Here is a 14,636-nt window from a genome sequence, read left to right on the forward strand (position 1 = left end):
CGCCGTCCCCGGTTCGCCACCCGTCCGCGGGGGACGGGTGGCGGGAGGCGGCAATGGTTACTGGCGCTTGCCGATGGCGACGCCCTGCAGCCGCAGGGTCCCGCCGAACTGTTCCGGCTTCCACGTGCCCCCGAAACTCACGCCCGCTTCCTGGGCAGAGGGGCCGAAGAATCGACCCGCAATGCCGATGGAAGCAGTGCTATTGTTCATGGGCGTCGCCCCCCCCGAGAAGGTGTTGGTGTTGGGGGCGGCCTCGATGCGGCCGGAGAGCGTCAAGCCGCCGAAGTCCTGCGTGGTTCCGCCGCCCGCCGGGGTGAATAGCGGGCGCAGCTCGCCACCAATAGTGCGGCTGACGAAGTCCACCGTGATGCTTGCGGTGCCGCGCATGTCGTACGGGGCGTCTCCCCCGCGAACCGCATAGCCGTAGATCGCTCCGGCATAGGTGGCGTTGCCGACGCGCGGCACATTGTCCGACGGCGTGTTGACGCCATAGATCGACCAGAGTCGCGCCACCGGGTCCGTGGTGCCGGTCGCCGGCTGCTGCAGCGTCATGTAATCGGCGAAGGCTGAATAGGTCAGCGCCACCGATCCATTGCTGCCGTTCGGCGTGTAGATGCGCAGCGTGGCGCTCTTGTCGCCGTCGACCTGCCGGTAGGTCTTCACCCCGTCGCTGCTTTCGGCCGAGACGGCATTGGCCGCCGTGAAGGTGCGCCCGTCGAAGGTGTAGCTCTTCGCAGCCGGATCGAAGCCCAGGCTGGACCAGGCGCCGTTGGGCCAACCGGTGAAGCTCGCCACCTTGCCGGGTTCCGTGCCGCGGCTGTTCTGCACCTCGGCCTGGATCGGGCTCACGCCGGAAGCGATCGCGAAACTCTGCGGCGATGTCAGATTTGCCAACGGGATGGCGGCGGCGGAATCCTCTGGCTTTCGCCGCCCGGTCAAGGTGCCGACGGTCGTGAGTTTGCCGCCGCTTATCCACGTGGTGGTGAAGCTCGCCCCGACTTCTTCGGCACCCGGGCCGAAGAAGCGGCCGCTGACATCGCCGCCGCCGCCGTCGATGGCCATCTGGCCCTTGAAGGACGCGGTGCCTGCGGTCAGGTTCGCGTCGCCGCGGAAGGTGAATGTGGGTAGGTAGGCATTGCCCGCCAACGTAGTCACCGGCACACGGCGACCCGTGCCGTCGAAGAGCATTCTTCCGCCCATGAAATCAACGTCCATTCGGCCGGATCCGGCGAGTGCCGCAAGCGCCTCGGGCTGCGAGTTAATACCAGATTCGATCCCGATCAGGTCGAGGGCATAGGTGCCCGTTCCGGTGCGCGGCATCGCCGAGTCCTGCGTGCGAATGCCGTAGATGAAGGCGTCCACCGAGCCCGCAATGGTGTCGGCGCCGTTTTCCGTATGCTGCCAGTAGCCGGCGCCGACATATTGGTAGGTGAACGCCCCCGAGGTGCCGATGGCGGTCAGCGCGAGCGTGTCGGTCTTGGCGCCGGCGCCGCGCTTGAACATGGTGAGCTGGGCAGTGCTGGTCGCGGCATCGCGGTCCGACGGCAGGAACGTCTGGCTGCGGGTGCCCGAGGTGATGGTATAGCTGCGCGCGCGCGCGTCATAGGCGACCGAGATCGAACCGAAGGCGATGTTGAGGGTGGGGCTGCTGGCGCCGTTGGTGGGGAAGTTTCCCACGGCGGTCGCGCCGTCGTTGGTGAAGGTTTCGCTGCTGTTCAGCGCCAGCAGCGAGGCATTCGGCGTGGGCGTGGGCGTAGGCGCTGGTGCCGGGGTGGTGCCGCTGCCCGTGCCGGGCGCGGAGCCGCCCGCCGAACCGATGCCGCCGCCACCGCCGCCGCCGCTGCACGCAGACAGAACCAAGCCAGCCGCGAGCGCGGCGGCGCTAACCGAAAATTTCAGCATGTTGCCCCCTTTTGCCGACCCTTAGCCAAGCAATCGGTGCGCGGGCAAGGCGAAGGATCGTCCTGCAATCGGACGGGTGCGGACCTGGTCGGTCGGCGCCTGCGACCCGCCATGGAGGCCGGGCCAGGCGAACCGCCCCCGAGCGGAGAAGGCGCCAATTCAACGCCGCCAGCCACACCGCCGTCCGGCTGCTGCGCGCGCGCATCCGCCGCCGCCGCGCAACATCCGCAAACGCCGAGGTCGCAGCGGCACCGAAGTGCACGCCATCCCGCCGCCCGCGACGTTCGATTCTTTTCCGGCGTGTGACGCGCGTCACACGGCTGGATTGCTGCACCGTGGCAAAGGAGTTGCAGCGCCGGAGCCGAGGGGCCGCGGCGCACCAGGTCTCCCAGGACGCCGCTTTCGGGGGAACGCGGCGTCCCGTGCGAGCGGGCATATCCAGGCCGGGGGGGCTGGGAATGCCCGCTCGCCGTCGTTTGGCGTTGGCGCGAAGACGCCCGCCCGCTCGCCGAGCGTTGCTTCGTTCAGTCCGCCAGTGCGCGCAGCGCCTGCACCGTCGCCCGTGCGCCCGCGCTCGGCCCGGGGCCGTCTGCCGCCTGGAAGCTGGTCGCCTGGCGGGCCAGCCGGTCGACCTCGCGCGCCAGGTTCTGCGCGGCGGCGGAGGTCTGCTCGACCATCGCGGCGTTCTGCTGGGTGGCGCGGTCCATCTCGCCGATCGTTGCCGAGACTTCGCTGATCGCGCCGGCCTGGGTCTGGTTGTCGCTCGCCATGCCCGAGACCAGCTGGTTCACCGTCGCGACGTCGCCGGCGATATTGGACAGCGCGCCGTCGACCTTCTCGACCATGTCGACCGCGGCGACGATATCCGCCTGGGTGGCGGTGAGCTGGTCGCGGGCGCGACCGGCCTCTTCCTCCGCGCGCATCGCCAGCGCCGAGACGAGATCGGCGACCACCGCGAAGCCGCGGCCCGCCTCGCCGGCGCGGCCCGCTTCCACCGCGGCGTTCATCGCCAAGACGCGGGTCTGGAAGGCGATCTTGTCGAGCCCCTCGATGACGTTGTCGATGCCCTTGGCGCTTTCGGAGACGCGCTCCATCGCGGCGACCGCCTGTTCGGTGATCGTGCGGCCGGTATCGACGGTGGCCTTGGCGCCATCGGCGCGCTCCACCGTGCGGCGGGCGCTCTGCGCGGTGGTCTTGAGGCGCTGGTCCATCTCCTGCACCGAGGCGGCGGTTTCGGCGAGGCTGGCGGCATTGGCTTCGGTGCGCCGGGCGAGATCGCCCGACGCCTGGGCGATCTCCTGCGAGCCGGTCCGAATCGCGTCCACCGTTTCGTTGATCGCCACGAGCAGCGACGCGAGCGATTTCTCCCGCTCCTGCAGCGCCTCCATCGCCCTGGCGCGGCCGGCCTGTTCCTGCTCGAAATAGATCGAGACCGACATTTCCAGGTCGATCAGCGCGGCGGTGACGATCGCGCGAAGCTGGTCGAAGCGCGGATCGGGCTTGCCGCGGCCGAAGGGCAGGCGGGGTCCGCGCTCCATGCCTGCGAAGCTTTCGATCATCGAATCGAGGATGATCGCGTAACTGCCGATATACCATTGCGGGGTGAGGCCGATCTGGGCGTGGCGGGCGCCGATCCGCTTCACCCGCTCGACATAATCGGCGTCGAAGGCGGCGCCCGAGAGGTGCGCCCAATGGTCGGCCTGGAGCTGCTTGGCCCTGGTGATGTGGCTGGGGCCCGAGAACATCTTCGCGGTTTCGGGATGCGCGGCGATCTGGGTGTAGAGCCGGTCGAGCGCGGGGGCGAGTGCCGCCTGGATCGTGTCGCGCGCCTGCGCCAGGGTGGCGCGCTTGTCCGCGGTATAGCCGACGAAATCGAGGCGGGTGGTGAGTTCCGAATGCACGATCCTGCTCCTGTAAAGCTGCTGGGGCGGCTTACCGGAGGTTATAGATCGGGCCGTTTTTGTTGGGCGCCGCGGCGCGTTACGAAAGCTTGCTGGACCCCCTGTATCTTGGGCCATTCAGGAAGGCCCCGGAGGCGGTTCAGAAAGCGCGGGTGAGTCCGATCGTCGCCGCCTTGCGGGTGAAGTCGTAGATGCCGACGGTCGACTGGTTGCGCTCCCAGTCGAGCCGGAGCAGCGGCGCGAAGCCGTGGACCTGGAGGCGGCGGAAGGTGGCGCCGGCGCCGAGGCTGAAATTCCAGTCCTTGCGGCGCTCGGGGAAGAGGAACAGCCGCGCATCGCCCTCCAGCCGGCGCAGGCCGGCGGTGGCATAGACGGTGGTGCGGCCGAACTCGCGCCAGGCGAGCAGGCTGCCCGCGCCCGAGGCGGTGGCATAGCCGGGATCCTCGGCATTCTGGCGGGTGGCGGAGACGGTGATGCTGCCGCCGGCGCGGGCGGAGAAGGCGCGCTCGTAGGACAGGCCGGCGTTGAGCAGCAGGCCGTCCTGCAGCGGGTTGCCGCGATAGGTGGTGTCGGCGATCGTCACGCTGGTGGTCAGCTGCGCCTTGGTGCCGAGCGGGTGCTGCCAGTCGATCGCGGCGGTGGCGGTGCGGGCATAGGGGCTGCCGCCATACCAGCGCTGGGTGCCGCCGATCGAGGGGCGCAGCCGATCGCGGCCGAGGCTCCATTCCAGCCCGACCAGTCCCGAGGCGGAGACGTCGTTGAAGCGGCCCTTGCGGTAGAAATCGCCCTGGCCCGAGACGCGCGGGACCAGCGACAAATTGGGCGCGATCGGCACGCGGGCATAGAGCTGGCCGGCGGCGCGGGCACCGATGCCCGATTGCTCGCGGGCGTCGCGCGAGAGCTGGAGCGGGGCGAGCACGGTGTCGAGCGTCGCCGCATCGGTGGCGCGGTTGACGTTGCTGTCCGGCACCAGCGCGACTTCGAGGCTGGCGCCCCAGGGCTTGCGCGAGCGCAGCGCCGCGGCGAACTGGTCGACGATCTGCGCCACCTGCGGCGGCAGCCCCCCGGCCTGGGCGGCACGCAGCTCGCGGCGGGCGGCGCTCTCGTCGCCGAGCTGGGTGAGCAGCCGCGCGAGCTCGAGCCGGACGCGGGCGGCGCCGGGCTTCTCGTCGAGCAGCGCGCGATAGGTGGTCGCCGCCTCGCGCTTGCGGCCGAGCCGCTCGAGCAGCTGGCCGAGGCGGAAGCGGGCCTCGGCGCGGACTTCGGAATCGGGATCCCTGGCGAGCGCGCGGTACATCGTCTCCGCCTCGTCCGGCCGACCGGCGCCGTCCGCCTGCGCGGCGAGCGCGAACAGCTCCACCGCCGAGACCTGACGTTGTTCGGCGGCTTGGGCGAGAGCGGGGATCGGCGCGAGCAGGGCCAGCGCCAGGGAAGTCACGATGCGGTGGGTCACGGCGCCTTCTTAGCGAGCGTCGCGCCGTTGAGAACCGCCTTGTCGCCGTTGGCGAGCGTCTGGGCTGCATCGAAGCGCGCGCCGATCTCCTGCGCCTGGGGTCCGAAGAACCAGCCGGTGAGGCTGCCGCTGCCGCTGGCGCCGCCGAGCGCCCCGGTGAAGCCGTTCGCCGAAATGCCCGCACCGGTGAAGCCGAGGCTGCCGAAGTCGCGCGTGCCCGACGCGCCGCTGCCGGTGATGGCGAGGCTGCCGCTGGCGCTCGCCCGGGCGAAGTCGACCGCGAAGCTGCTGGTGCCGCCCAGCGTATAGGATGCCGTGCCCACGGTGCCGGTGCCGAACACCTGGCCGGCATAGCTGGCGGTGCCGGTGCGCGGCATCTGGTCGGCGGTGGTGCGCTGGCCGAAGGGCAGATACCAGCGCAGCGGATCGCTGCCCGCCGCCGCGTCATTCGCCAAATAGGCGAGCTCGGCGAAGCTGGCATAGCTGAGCGCGAGCGGGCCCTTGGCGGCATCGTAGAGGCGCGCCTGCACCATGCCCGTCGCGAGCGTCTTGCGATAGACGTCGAAGCCGACATCGCTGGTGATCGCCTCGCGATCGGCGGCGGTGAGCAGCACCAGCGTCTCGGACAGGCCGGGCAGGCCGGTCACGCGGTAGCCGCCGGCCGCGTCGCCGCTGAAGTCCGGGGTGGCGAGCAGCTTGCCCGCGGCGAGCGTGCTGCTCCCCTTGCCGCCGACCAGGCTGACCGCAGCGGCCTCGCCGCTCGCATCGGTGAGTGCGGCGGCGGCGCCGACCTCGTCGGCGGCGGGGCCGTAGAAATGGCCGGTCAGCGCGCCGTCATAGCCGCCGAACAGCGCGAGATTGAGGGTGCCCGCGAAGCTGTTGGCGCTGCTCGACAGCGTCGCCGATCCGGTGAAGCTGCCGGTGGTGGTGGTGGTCGCGTTGGCCGCATCGGTGAAGGCGGCGCTGGCGCTGCCGCTGGTGGCGATCGCGCCGCTGGCGAAATTGGCGGTGAGCGTGCCGCTGCCCGTCACCGCGAAGGGCCCGGGCTTGCTGGCATCGGCGAGGCTGCCCGCCAGCCGCACGGCGTAGCTCGCCGATCCGCTGCGCGGCACGCTGCCCGCAGCCGTCATCATGCCGAAGGCGAAGGCATCGGTGACGCTGCTGGTGATGCCGTTGGCGCCGGTGGTGGTGGCCCAGCGCCCGGCGCGGACATAGCGCATGCCGTTCAGCGCATCGAGGGTCAGCTGGTCGGGCGCGCCCGCCACCGGGCTGGCCGGGAAGATGCCGGTGCGCGCGCCCGAGATGACGAGGTAATTGCCGGAGGCGGCGTCGTAGCTCACCGTCACCGGCTGCGCGGCGGCGGCGGGGGCGGCGAGCTCGCCGCTGGCATCGACATAGCGCGCGGTGAGCGTCGCCGCCTCGCCGGTGAAGATCTGGCTGGCGGTGAGGCCGGCGAGGCTGGCATTGCCGGTCTGCGCGCCCGCCTGGCGGCCGATCAGCACGCCCGCGGCGGCGCGGCCGTCGGGGTTGGTCGCGCTCCAGGCGGCGCCGACTTCCTGCGCGGCCGGGCCATAGAAGCGGCCGTCGAGCGCGCCGCTGAGCTCGCCGCCCGAAAAGGCGAAGATGCCGGCGAACACGTTGTTGCTCGCGCCGAGCTGGGCAAGGCCGACAAAGGCCGAGCTGCCGGTGGTCGCGCCGCTGGCGGTAGAGACCTGGCGCACCTCGCCGCTGGTGACGATCTTGCCGCTGGCGAAATCGACCTGCAGCGTGCCGCTGCCGACCAGGCTTTCGAGCATGCCGAAGCCCATTGAACCGACCAGGTCCACCGCATAGGCGCCGTTGCCGATGCGCGGCTGGGCGGCGTCGGTGGTCTCGACGCCATAGGTGAAGGCGTTGAAGCGGAAGGCGCTTTCGCCGCTCGCCGCGATATCCGCACGCTGCCAGAAGCCTGCGCCGACATAGCTGTAGCGGAGCGCGCCGCTGGTGCCCGGCAGGCTGAGTGTCAGCGAATAGTCGCTGGTGGCGCTCGCATGGCGATAGACGCGCAGCACCGCGTTGGACTGCGCCGAGTCGACGTCACCGGGCAGGAAGGTCTCGCTGTTGGTGCCGTCGCTGACGGTATAGCCGCCGGTGGCGGGATCGAAGCGGATGGTCAGGTCGCGCGATGCCGCGAGGCAGCCGCACGCCCGCGCATCGGGATAGAAGGTGCCGGCAAAGCCGCTGGCGTAATTGTCGAAGCTTTCGGCCTTGGTCGGCGCGAGCAGGCTGGGGTTGACCTCGGGCGTGGTCGGCTTGGCGACGATGTCCGGCACGGGGGTCGGCGTCGGCGTCGGCGTCGGCGTCGGCGTCGGCATCGGCGTCGGCGTCGGCGTCGGCATCGGCGTCGGCGTCGGCGTCGGTGTCGGCGTCGGCGTCGGCGTCGGCGCGGGCGTGGCTTCGGGTGCAGGTTGGGGGGCTGCCGGTGTGCTGGCCACGCCGCCGCCACCCCCGCCGCCGCTGCACGCGGCGACCAGCGCCAGGACCGAAACCGTCGTGGGGAGCAGGATCGCACGCCGCATGTCGAATCCCTTGAAAACCGCGTTAACCATGGTGCGGCTATGCGGCGGCCGGCGCTAAGTTTTGGTTAATTGACGATTTTTCATATTGTTGCGGGCGATCGCAGCATTGTCATGCTTTGTTCACCGCACGGGGCGGATGGTGCGGCAGGACGTTGGACAGGACCAGGATATGGCACGGATCACCCCATGGCTGCTCGGCACGGCGCTGCTCTGCGCAGGCACGCACCCGGCCGCCGCGCAGAACGGGTCGATCGTCACTGCCGGGTCGGCCGAGGTCGATGCCGAGGGCGAGAGCAGCTATCGCTGGATCGATCGCGCCCATGCGCTGTGGGACACGCTGGGCGACGCCCCGCCGGATTACAGCTTCCGCTTCGACGGCGGCACGCCGGTCGCCTGGGAATTGCGCGACGGCTATTGGGTGGTGGCGGAGGACCGGTCCGAGGGCGCGCGCACCTATTTCTTCGCGCCCGGCGAGCGCGGGCCGTTCCTGGTGCGCGAGGCCAATCGCAGCTTCGGCTATCAGGACGGCAATGTCGCTGCGGTCTATGACGGCGGCGGCAGGCTGCTGCCGCGCGACGCGGGGGTGCGCGCGATCGACGAGGGCGAGCGGCTCTACCAGCGCGGGCGGCGTCTGCGGAACGCGCTGCTCGACCGGCAATGGGACGCGGTCGACACCACCAGCTGGGGCGACATGAACCTGTTCTTCGTCGGCATCGATCCCGGCTGGGATTCGGGCTGGCAATATCGCAGCACGGGCTTCGACTTCGCCCAGCAGCAGCGCTGGGCGGCAGAGCGCGCCCGCCGCGCGGCGATGGCGGCGGCGTTCGCGCGCTGGCGGAACGGCGGCTTCCAGGGGCCGCCGCCTGCGGGCCTGGGGCCGCGCTGGCAGCATCGCCCGCCGCGGCCGGGCCGTCCGCCGAACGCGGCGCCGCCGCCCGGGGGCGGGCAGCCGGTCCCGCCGCCGGGTGCCGGCAAGCCGGGGCGACCCTGGATGTGGGGCGGGCTGCCGGGGCAGCGTCCCGACCGGCCCGGTCGTCCGCAGGGCGGCACGCGTCCCACGTCGCCGCCGCCGGGTACCGTGACGACGACGCCGGGTCCGGGCGCGGTCGTGCCGGGACAACCGCCGGCGCCTGCCGCGCCTGCGTGGAGCGCCGGTGCGCCGCGTCCGGAGGGCTGGGGTGCCCGGCCGCCGCGCGGGGACGGCAATGGTCGGCCGAACGGGCAGGGTCCGCGCCCCGGCTGGTCGGGCAGCCGCCCGAGCGTCGGCGCCCCGCAGCCCGCATCGCCCCCGGCCGCAGCACCAGCACCGGCACCGGCTACGCCCGCGACGACGGGCCCGCGCCGCGGTGGCGGCTGGATGTCGCCGGGCTGGACGCGCCAGGCCCGCCCCGAAGGCGCTGGCACCCCGCCGCCGCGCCCGGCCTTCCAGCCGCCGACGGCCCACCCCGCCGCCGCCGCGCCGAACCGCCCGAGCCCGCCCCCGGCCGCACGTCCGGCACCGCGACCGCTGGCGGCCCTGCGCGCGCGGCGGGAGGCGCGGGGAGACTGAAGCGGGCGCGCCGCGCGGGGCGCATTACGATTGCAACCGGTTGGCCGCCGGAAGACATCGCGCTGAAGCCGGGCGTGCCTATCCCCCCGTCGCTCAGGGTCGCTCGCGCATCCCGCGCGCGGAGCGACAGGGTCCGGTCGGACCATCCCTGGCGCGGTGGAGACAGCAGTGGCACTGAACACCAACGGCATTCTGACAGACCCGGCCCGCGGCGCCGAGCCGTCCGACTGGGAGCACAGCACGGTAACCCCGGCCGTGACGTTCACCTGGCATCACACCATTCCCTGGAACTGCCTCGCCGCCGTCTGGAACGGCCTGGTCGCGGGGCAACACTGGGCCGCCGTCGAGACCTTCCTGCGACTCGTCTCCGCCCAGGATCCGGCGGGCGCGGTGCGCCAAATCCGTTCGGGCACGCTGATGGACCGCGATCGCCTGCACACCCAGCTGACCTGGCAGGGCTGGAACATCGTGGAGGGCCCCGGCGGCGACTTCCGGGAGGGCGACCCCGGCGAGGGCTATGACAAATGGTCCATTCAGGGCCTCTCGAACAACCAGCGCAGCACGGTGCAGGCCGTTGACCAGCTCTACATGGCGATGCGGCCGCTCGCCGCCCGACCGCCGCGGCCCGGCTTCGCGACGAACGTGCCAAACCTCTCGGCGAACGAGGCCAAGGCGGTCGAGAAGGCGATGTTGCAGCAGATGGCTGCGTTGCGGGGCAAGCCGCCGATGCGGTGGAATCCCGATGCCTGGGAGGTGGTCCGGGAGGGGCAGGCCGATCGCAAGCTGCCGTCTCTGTGGCGGACCCCGCCGATCTGGCGGAAGCGGGCCTGAGGGCGTGCATGCGGCGGCGGATTGCCGGGAGGTTCACGTTTCAACGTGCTCCCCCCGACAAGCCGGCTAGCTCGCAACCGAGGTGCTAAACCCGGATCAGCCGTACGCGTACACGATCACGATCCCGGGCGCGCCGGCACCAGCGGAGCGTGCCGCGGTATTGGGCCCCGCCGGCGATCCGCCGCCACCCGAGCCGGGGGACACGCCAGGCGACCCCGGCGACGTCCCCGGCCCGACACCGCCGGCGCCAAAAACGGAATAGGCGCCGTCTCCGGCCATGATCGCATTGGTCGAAATCGCGATGCCTTTCCCGCCGCTACCGCCCTTCGAGTTGATGATATTGCCGCCGGTGGACGTGGCACTCGGGCCACCGCTACCGACGGTAAAGGGAGGCGCGTATAACGGCGTTGCGATCCCTGCAGTACCACCCGGGCAATTGATGATGCTGCCAAAGCTGGTCGCAGACCCAGGGTTTCCGCTGTTGGAACCGGCCGCTGGGGCCGCTCCGCCCGCACCCACAGTCACGGCAACGCCGGAAAATCCGGACGTCAGAAGTGCCTTCGCATAGGCGCCTGCGCCGCCGCCGCTGGCAGCTTGCACCGTACTGCCATTGGTTGCGCCGGCACCGCCGCCGCTACCGCCGCCGCCAACTGCCTCTACGATCACGCGTTGGGTCCCGGCAGGGGGCGTGTATGTTCCACTCGTCGTGAAGGTGGTGACGTCGATCAAGCCCCCCAGACCCTTGCTTCCGAGGGTTCCGAAGTCTCGCTCGTCGGTGATCATGCTGTTCGTGATCGCCGTGGTGCCGACCTGCAAGATGATCTGTGCGACGGGGGACGTTCCGGCAGGAATGTCCGGAGCAGAGGGGGTTGCACTTTCGGCGCCGGTAACAACCGACACCAGGCCGGTCAGATTGTCGATAACAACGCGATCGATCCGCGCGTTATTTGCCGGCGGCGTGATTGTGGACGAAATCTGCGCCGGCTTCTCCACCAAGGTCTGGCCGATCATGAAGTGACCGGCGTCGACGGCGATGGTCATGTTGGGGAAGCCGATCGCGTGGGGCGCGAAATTATCGCCAAGGCGCGTGAGTACCGAAACCGCACCATCCACGATCGCAGGATAGGAGGACGCCGACTGCGAGGAGCTTTGCGGCTGTACAAATGTCTGAACCGACATGGAAATTCTCCGTATTGACTGTCCCGGACTTGCCGGGCAGGAGGAACATAGAGAGAACATCAATCTGTAGGAAAGGGGGCGGCACGAAAATTTCTATTGCCACGGCTCCGGCGTGGCGCGCGCGGCAGTCAGCGTCCGCCCTTGCATCGCAGACAGATGCGCAGCGCCGTCACCGGCCCTTTGCCTCGCCCATTCGGGGGGCGAGTCGACACCCCCTTCGGGATTGCCCGCGTGTGCCCCTTGCGGCACCTCCGTTGCGAAAGGATCGCAACCCATGACCCGCCTCGCTCCCGCGTCCGAAGCGCAGCCCGTCGTGCTGGTCGTCGATGACGATCCGCTGGTGCGCGGATCGCTGGATTCGCTGTTTCGCTCGGTCGATTTCGCGGTGCGCAACTATGGCTCGGCGCAGGAATTTCTCGATGCGCCGCTGCCCGAGACGCCGTGCTGCCTCGTCGTCGACGTCCGGATGCCGCACATGGGGGGCTTCGAGTGCCGCGATCGGCTGGCCGAGCGCGGGGTGGACCTGCCGGTGATCTTCCTCACGGGGCATGGCGACATCCCCATGTCGGTGAAGGCGATGAAGGGCGGGGCGGTGGACTTCCTCACCAAGCCGTTCCGCGACCAGGACATGCTCGATGCGGTCAATGCCGGGCTCGCCCGCGCCGCCGAGCGACGCAGCGCGGCGCAGGAGAGCGCAGGCATGCGCCAGCGCTTCGCCACGCTCACCGCGCGCGAGCGGCAGGTGATGGAAGGCGTGGTGCGGGGCCTGCTCAACAAGCAGATCGCGGGCGAGCTGGGGATCGCCGAGATCACCGTGAAGCTCCACCGCGCCAGCCTGATGCGCAAGATGGGGCTGCGCACCGTTCCCGATCTGGTGCGGGCCGCGGAGTCGCTCGCGCCCCTCGACGGGGTTGCGTAGTTCGCCGAATAACCAAGCGTATAGCTTACAGACGCGCCGGCGCGCCCTAGCTTGGGAGCCAGTCCCGGATGCCCCGGCGACGATGGAGCGGTGCGCGTGTCGGAAAGCCTGGTTGCTGTGGTGGATGACGATGCGCTGGTCCGCGATGCGGCGGCGAGCCTGATTCGCTCCTTCGGCTATCGCACCGCGATCTACCCATCGGCCGACGCCTTTCTCGAGGCCGGCGACGATGCCGCGGACTGTGTGCTCACCGACCTGCAGATGCCCGGTCGATCCGGACTGGAGCTGCGCCAGCAGCTGCGCGAACGCGGATCGACGGTGCCGGTGATCCTGATGACCGCCTATCCCACGCCCGACCTGCGCGCCCGCGCCGCGGCGCTGGACCTGGTGGCGCTGCTCGACAAGCCGGTCGATCCGGACCTGCTGTCCGGCGCGCTGGCGCGGGCGATGGGCTGACGGTGCCGCATCTATGCATCGTCATTCCGGCGAAAGCCGGAATCCATTGGGGGCGCCGTCCCGGCTCCAGCTGGTAACGTGTGGCGTCTGGATCCCGGCTTCCGCCGGGATGACGATCTCTGGGGAGCGCTGAACCTAGGCCGCCAGCGGCAGCTCGATCGCCGCCAGCGCACCGCCATCGGGGTGGTTGCTCAGTGCGATGCGGCCGTCGTGCAGCTCGACGATCGAGCGGCAGATCGACAGGCCCAGCCCCATGCCGCCGGGCTTGGTGGTGACGAAGGTCTCGAACGGCTCGGCGATCTCCGGGGCCAGGCCCGGGCCGTGGTCGCGCAGCAGCAGCAGGACATGGTCGTCCCTGGCGTGGAGCGACAGGTCGAGGCGCTTTTCGGCCATGCCCGCGCCTTCCATCGCCTGCAGCGCGTTGGTGATCAGGTTGAGCAGCAAATGCTTGAGCAGGATTCGGTCGCCGACCACCGTCGGTTCGCCCAGCGGCGCGACATGGATCCGCGCGCCGTGCGCGTCCAGGTCGCGCGCGGCGATGGCGAGCGTGTCCGCAACCAGGCTGCCCAGTCCCAGCGGCTGCATGTCGCACTGCGATCCGCCGACCAGCGAGCGGACCCGCTGGACCACCGCATGGATGTTCGCCACCGCCTGGTTGAGCCCGGCGAGCGACAGACGCACCTCGTCGAGGTTCGGCTCCGGCCGGGCGAGCCAGCGCGCGGCGGAATCGGCATAGCTCTGCACCGCGGAGATCGGCTGGTTGATCTCGTGCGCGATCGAGGCGGACATCGCGCCGATCGCGGCGGTGCGCTGGACGCGCTCCAGCTCGATGCGCGTGCGCTCGATCGTGGTCTCCAGCCGCTTGCGCTGGCGGATGTCGAGGATGCTGCCGGGCACTTGCGCCAGGCAGGTGCCCGGCGCGAGGCTGAAGGCGACGATGATGTCGATCGGCGATCCGTCGGCGGCGATCACCTGGGTCTCGGCCTGGAACATCGGGCGGCGCTCGTCGATCGCGAGGATGCACTCGGCGAAGCTGGCATCGGTTTCGGGCAGGAAGTCGCCCAGCTTGCGGAAGAAGGCGGCCTTGCTGGCCACGCCCATCATGTCGAGCGCGGTCTGGTTGACGTCGGTGATGCGCACCTGGCGGCGGATATGGGCGACGAACTCGGGATGCGCGCGCAGATAGGCGCGCAGATCGGTGACCCCGCACGCGCGCAGGCCCTGGATGGCGGCATCGACGCAGCTGAAATCATGTTCCCAGATCGCGATCGCCAGTGTGTCGGTCATCGTCGCATAGCGGCGCTCCTCGCGCGCGACGCGCTGGTCGAGCACGATGCGGTGGAGCAGCAGCGCGGTGGTGACGGCATTGGCGGCGAGGCTCACCAGCAGGCGCAGCGCGGCTTCGGTCGACGGCGCGTTGCGGTGGACGATGACGAAGCTCGCGATGGTGAGCGCGGCGCAGGCGAGGCTCCAGCCGACCAGCTGGCGCCGATCGAGCCGCGCGCCGGCGAGCAGCAGGACCACCGCGTAGAGCGTGGCGATCGCGCTGTGGAAGCTGGTGAAGCTGTCGATCCAGAAGATGCCGAGCGCGAGCAGCGCGGCGGCGAGCGCGCGCAGCCGGACCCCGTCCAGCGCGGCGTCCAGCCGCGTCCCGCCCGGCAAGACGACGCTGCCGCCGCTCGTGGCCCGATCCCCAAAATCCGACATCGGTGAAGAATGCCGCGGCGACCGCGCTGTCACCAGCCCAAGGCGAGCGGTGGGGTACCCCCCATTTGGGGGGGGCGGCGGTGCGATTGCGTGTGGTTCGTGCAAGGCGTGGGCGACGTGCGGGCACGCCGTTATCCCGGCGAAAGCCGGGATCCAGTCGCCTCTCGTTAGCAGCAAGAGC

General features: G+C 70.6%; 10 protein-coding genes. 4 read left to right on the forward strand and 6 right to left on the reverse strand.

Annotated elements, in window-relative coordinates:
• Positions 1-57: 57 nt before the first annotated feature.
• The 4 genes from GGR89_RS04235 to GGR89_RS04250 form a co-directional block, all read right to left on the reverse strand.
• Positions 58-1,902: a transferrin-binding protein-like solute binding protein gene (locus GGR89_RS04235; protein ID WP_167712763.1), complete on the reverse strand. Its 1,845-nt coding sequence runs from the start codon at positions 1,900-1,902 to the stop codon at positions 58-60.
• A 524-nt stretch (positions 1,903-2,426) separates the two neighbouring features.
• Positions 2,427-3,803: a globin-coupled sensor protein gene (locus GGR89_RS22755; RefSeq protein WP_125978221.1), complete on the reverse strand. Its 1,377-nt coding sequence runs from the start codon at positions 3,801-3,803 to the stop codon at positions 2,427-2,429.
• A 139-nt stretch (positions 3,804-3,942) separates the two neighbouring features.
• The gene (locus tag GGR89_RS04245) at positions 3,943-5,256 is read right to left on the reverse strand and encodes a surface lipoprotein assembly modifier (protein WP_125978223.1); all 1,314 of its coding nucleotides are present in this window, start codon (positions 5,254-5,256) and stop codon (positions 3,943-3,945) included.
• Positions 5,253-7,844 carry a transferrin-binding protein-like solute binding protein gene (locus GGR89_RS04250; RefSeq protein WP_167712765.1) on the reverse strand — a complete coding sequence of 864 codons (2,592 nt, stop codon included), beginning with the start codon at positions 7,842-7,844 and terminating at the stop codon, positions 5,253-5,255. The genes GGR89_RS04245 and GGR89_RS04250 overlap by 4 nt, the downstream gene beginning before the upstream one ends.
• A gap of 139 nt (positions 7,845-7,983) precedes the next feature.
• Here GGR89_RS04250 and GGR89_RS04255 point away from each other — a divergent pair, with 139 nt between their 5' ends.
• On the forward strand, positions 7,984-9,363 hold the full coding sequence (locus tag GGR89_RS04255; RefSeq protein WP_167712767.1) for a hypothetical protein: 1,380 nt from the start codon (positions 7,984-7,986) through the stop codon (positions 9,361-9,363).
• A gap of 168 nt (positions 9,364-9,531) precedes the next feature.
• A complete protein-coding gene (locus GGR89_RS04260; RefSeq protein ID WP_125975599.1) occupies positions 9,532-10,194 on the forward strand; it encodes a hypothetical protein in 663 nt (220 codons plus the stop codon).
• 96 nt (positions 10,195-10,290) lie between these two features.
• On the opposite strand, the gene GGR89_RS04265 is transcribed toward GGR89_RS04260, so the two are convergent.
• Positions 10,291-11,373 (reverse strand): glycine-rich domain-containing protein, encoded by a 1,083-nt coding sequence (locus GGR89_RS04265; RefSeq protein WP_125975602.1) that lies wholly within the window; start codon positions 11,371-11,373, stop codon positions 10,291-10,293.
• 274 nt (positions 11,374-11,647) lie between these two features.
• Here GGR89_RS04265 and GGR89_RS04270 point away from each other — a divergent pair, with 274 nt between their 5' ends.
• A complete protein-coding gene (locus GGR89_RS04270) occupies positions 11,648-12,292 on the forward strand; it encodes a response regulator transcription factor (protein WP_125975604.1) in 645 nt (214 codons plus the stop codon).
• Between the two features lie 96 nt (positions 12,293-12,388).
• A complete protein-coding gene (locus GGR89_RS04275) occupies positions 12,389-12,748 on the forward strand; it encodes a response regulator transcription factor (protein ID WP_164521804.1) in 360 nt (119 codons plus the stop codon).
• 135 nt (positions 12,749-12,883) lie between these two features.
• Here GGR89_RS04275 and GGR89_RS04280 read toward each other — a convergent pair whose 3' ends face one another.
• Positions 12,884-14,455, reverse strand: a complete 1,572-nt coding sequence (locus GGR89_RS04280) for a sensor histidine kinase (RefSeq protein ID WP_125975608.1) — start codon at positions 14,453-14,455, stop codon at positions 12,884-12,886.
• Between the last annotated feature and the right edge of the window lie 181 nt (positions 14,456-14,636).

Origin of the sequence: Sphingomonas trueperi (genome assembly GCF_011927635.1) — a bacterium.
GTDB classification, from domain to species: domain Bacteria; phylum Pseudomonadota; class Alphaproteobacteria; order Sphingomonadales; family Sphingomonadaceae; genus Sphingomonas; species Sphingomonas trueperi.

Bases quoted from the DNA above. Each gene is read 5' to 3' on its own strand.
- GGR89_RS04250 (WP_167712765.1), bottom strand. From the start codon at position 7,844: ATGGTTAACGCGGTTTTCAAGGGATTCGACATGCGGCGTGCGATCCTG.
- GGR89_RS04270 (WP_125975604.1), top strand. From the start codon at position 11,648: ATGACCCGCCTCGCTCCCGCGTCCGAAGCGCAGCCCGTCGTGCTGGTC.
- GGR89_RS04280 (WP_125975608.1), bottom strand. From the start codon at position 14,455: ATGTCGGATTTTGGGGATCGGGCCACGAGCGGCGGCAGCGTCGTCTTG.
- GGR89_RS04235 (WP_167712763.1), bottom strand. From the start codon at position 1,902: ATGCTGAAATTTTCGGTTAGCGCCGCCGCGCTCGCGGCTGGCTTGGTT.
- GGR89_RS04265 (WP_125975602.1), bottom strand. From the start codon at position 11,373: ATGTCGGTTCAGACATTTGTACAGCCGCAAAGCTCCTCGCAGTCGGCG.
- GGR89_RS04255 (WP_167712767.1), top strand. From the start codon at position 7,984: ATGGCACGGATCACCCCATGGCTGCTCGGCACGGCGCTGCTCTGCGCA.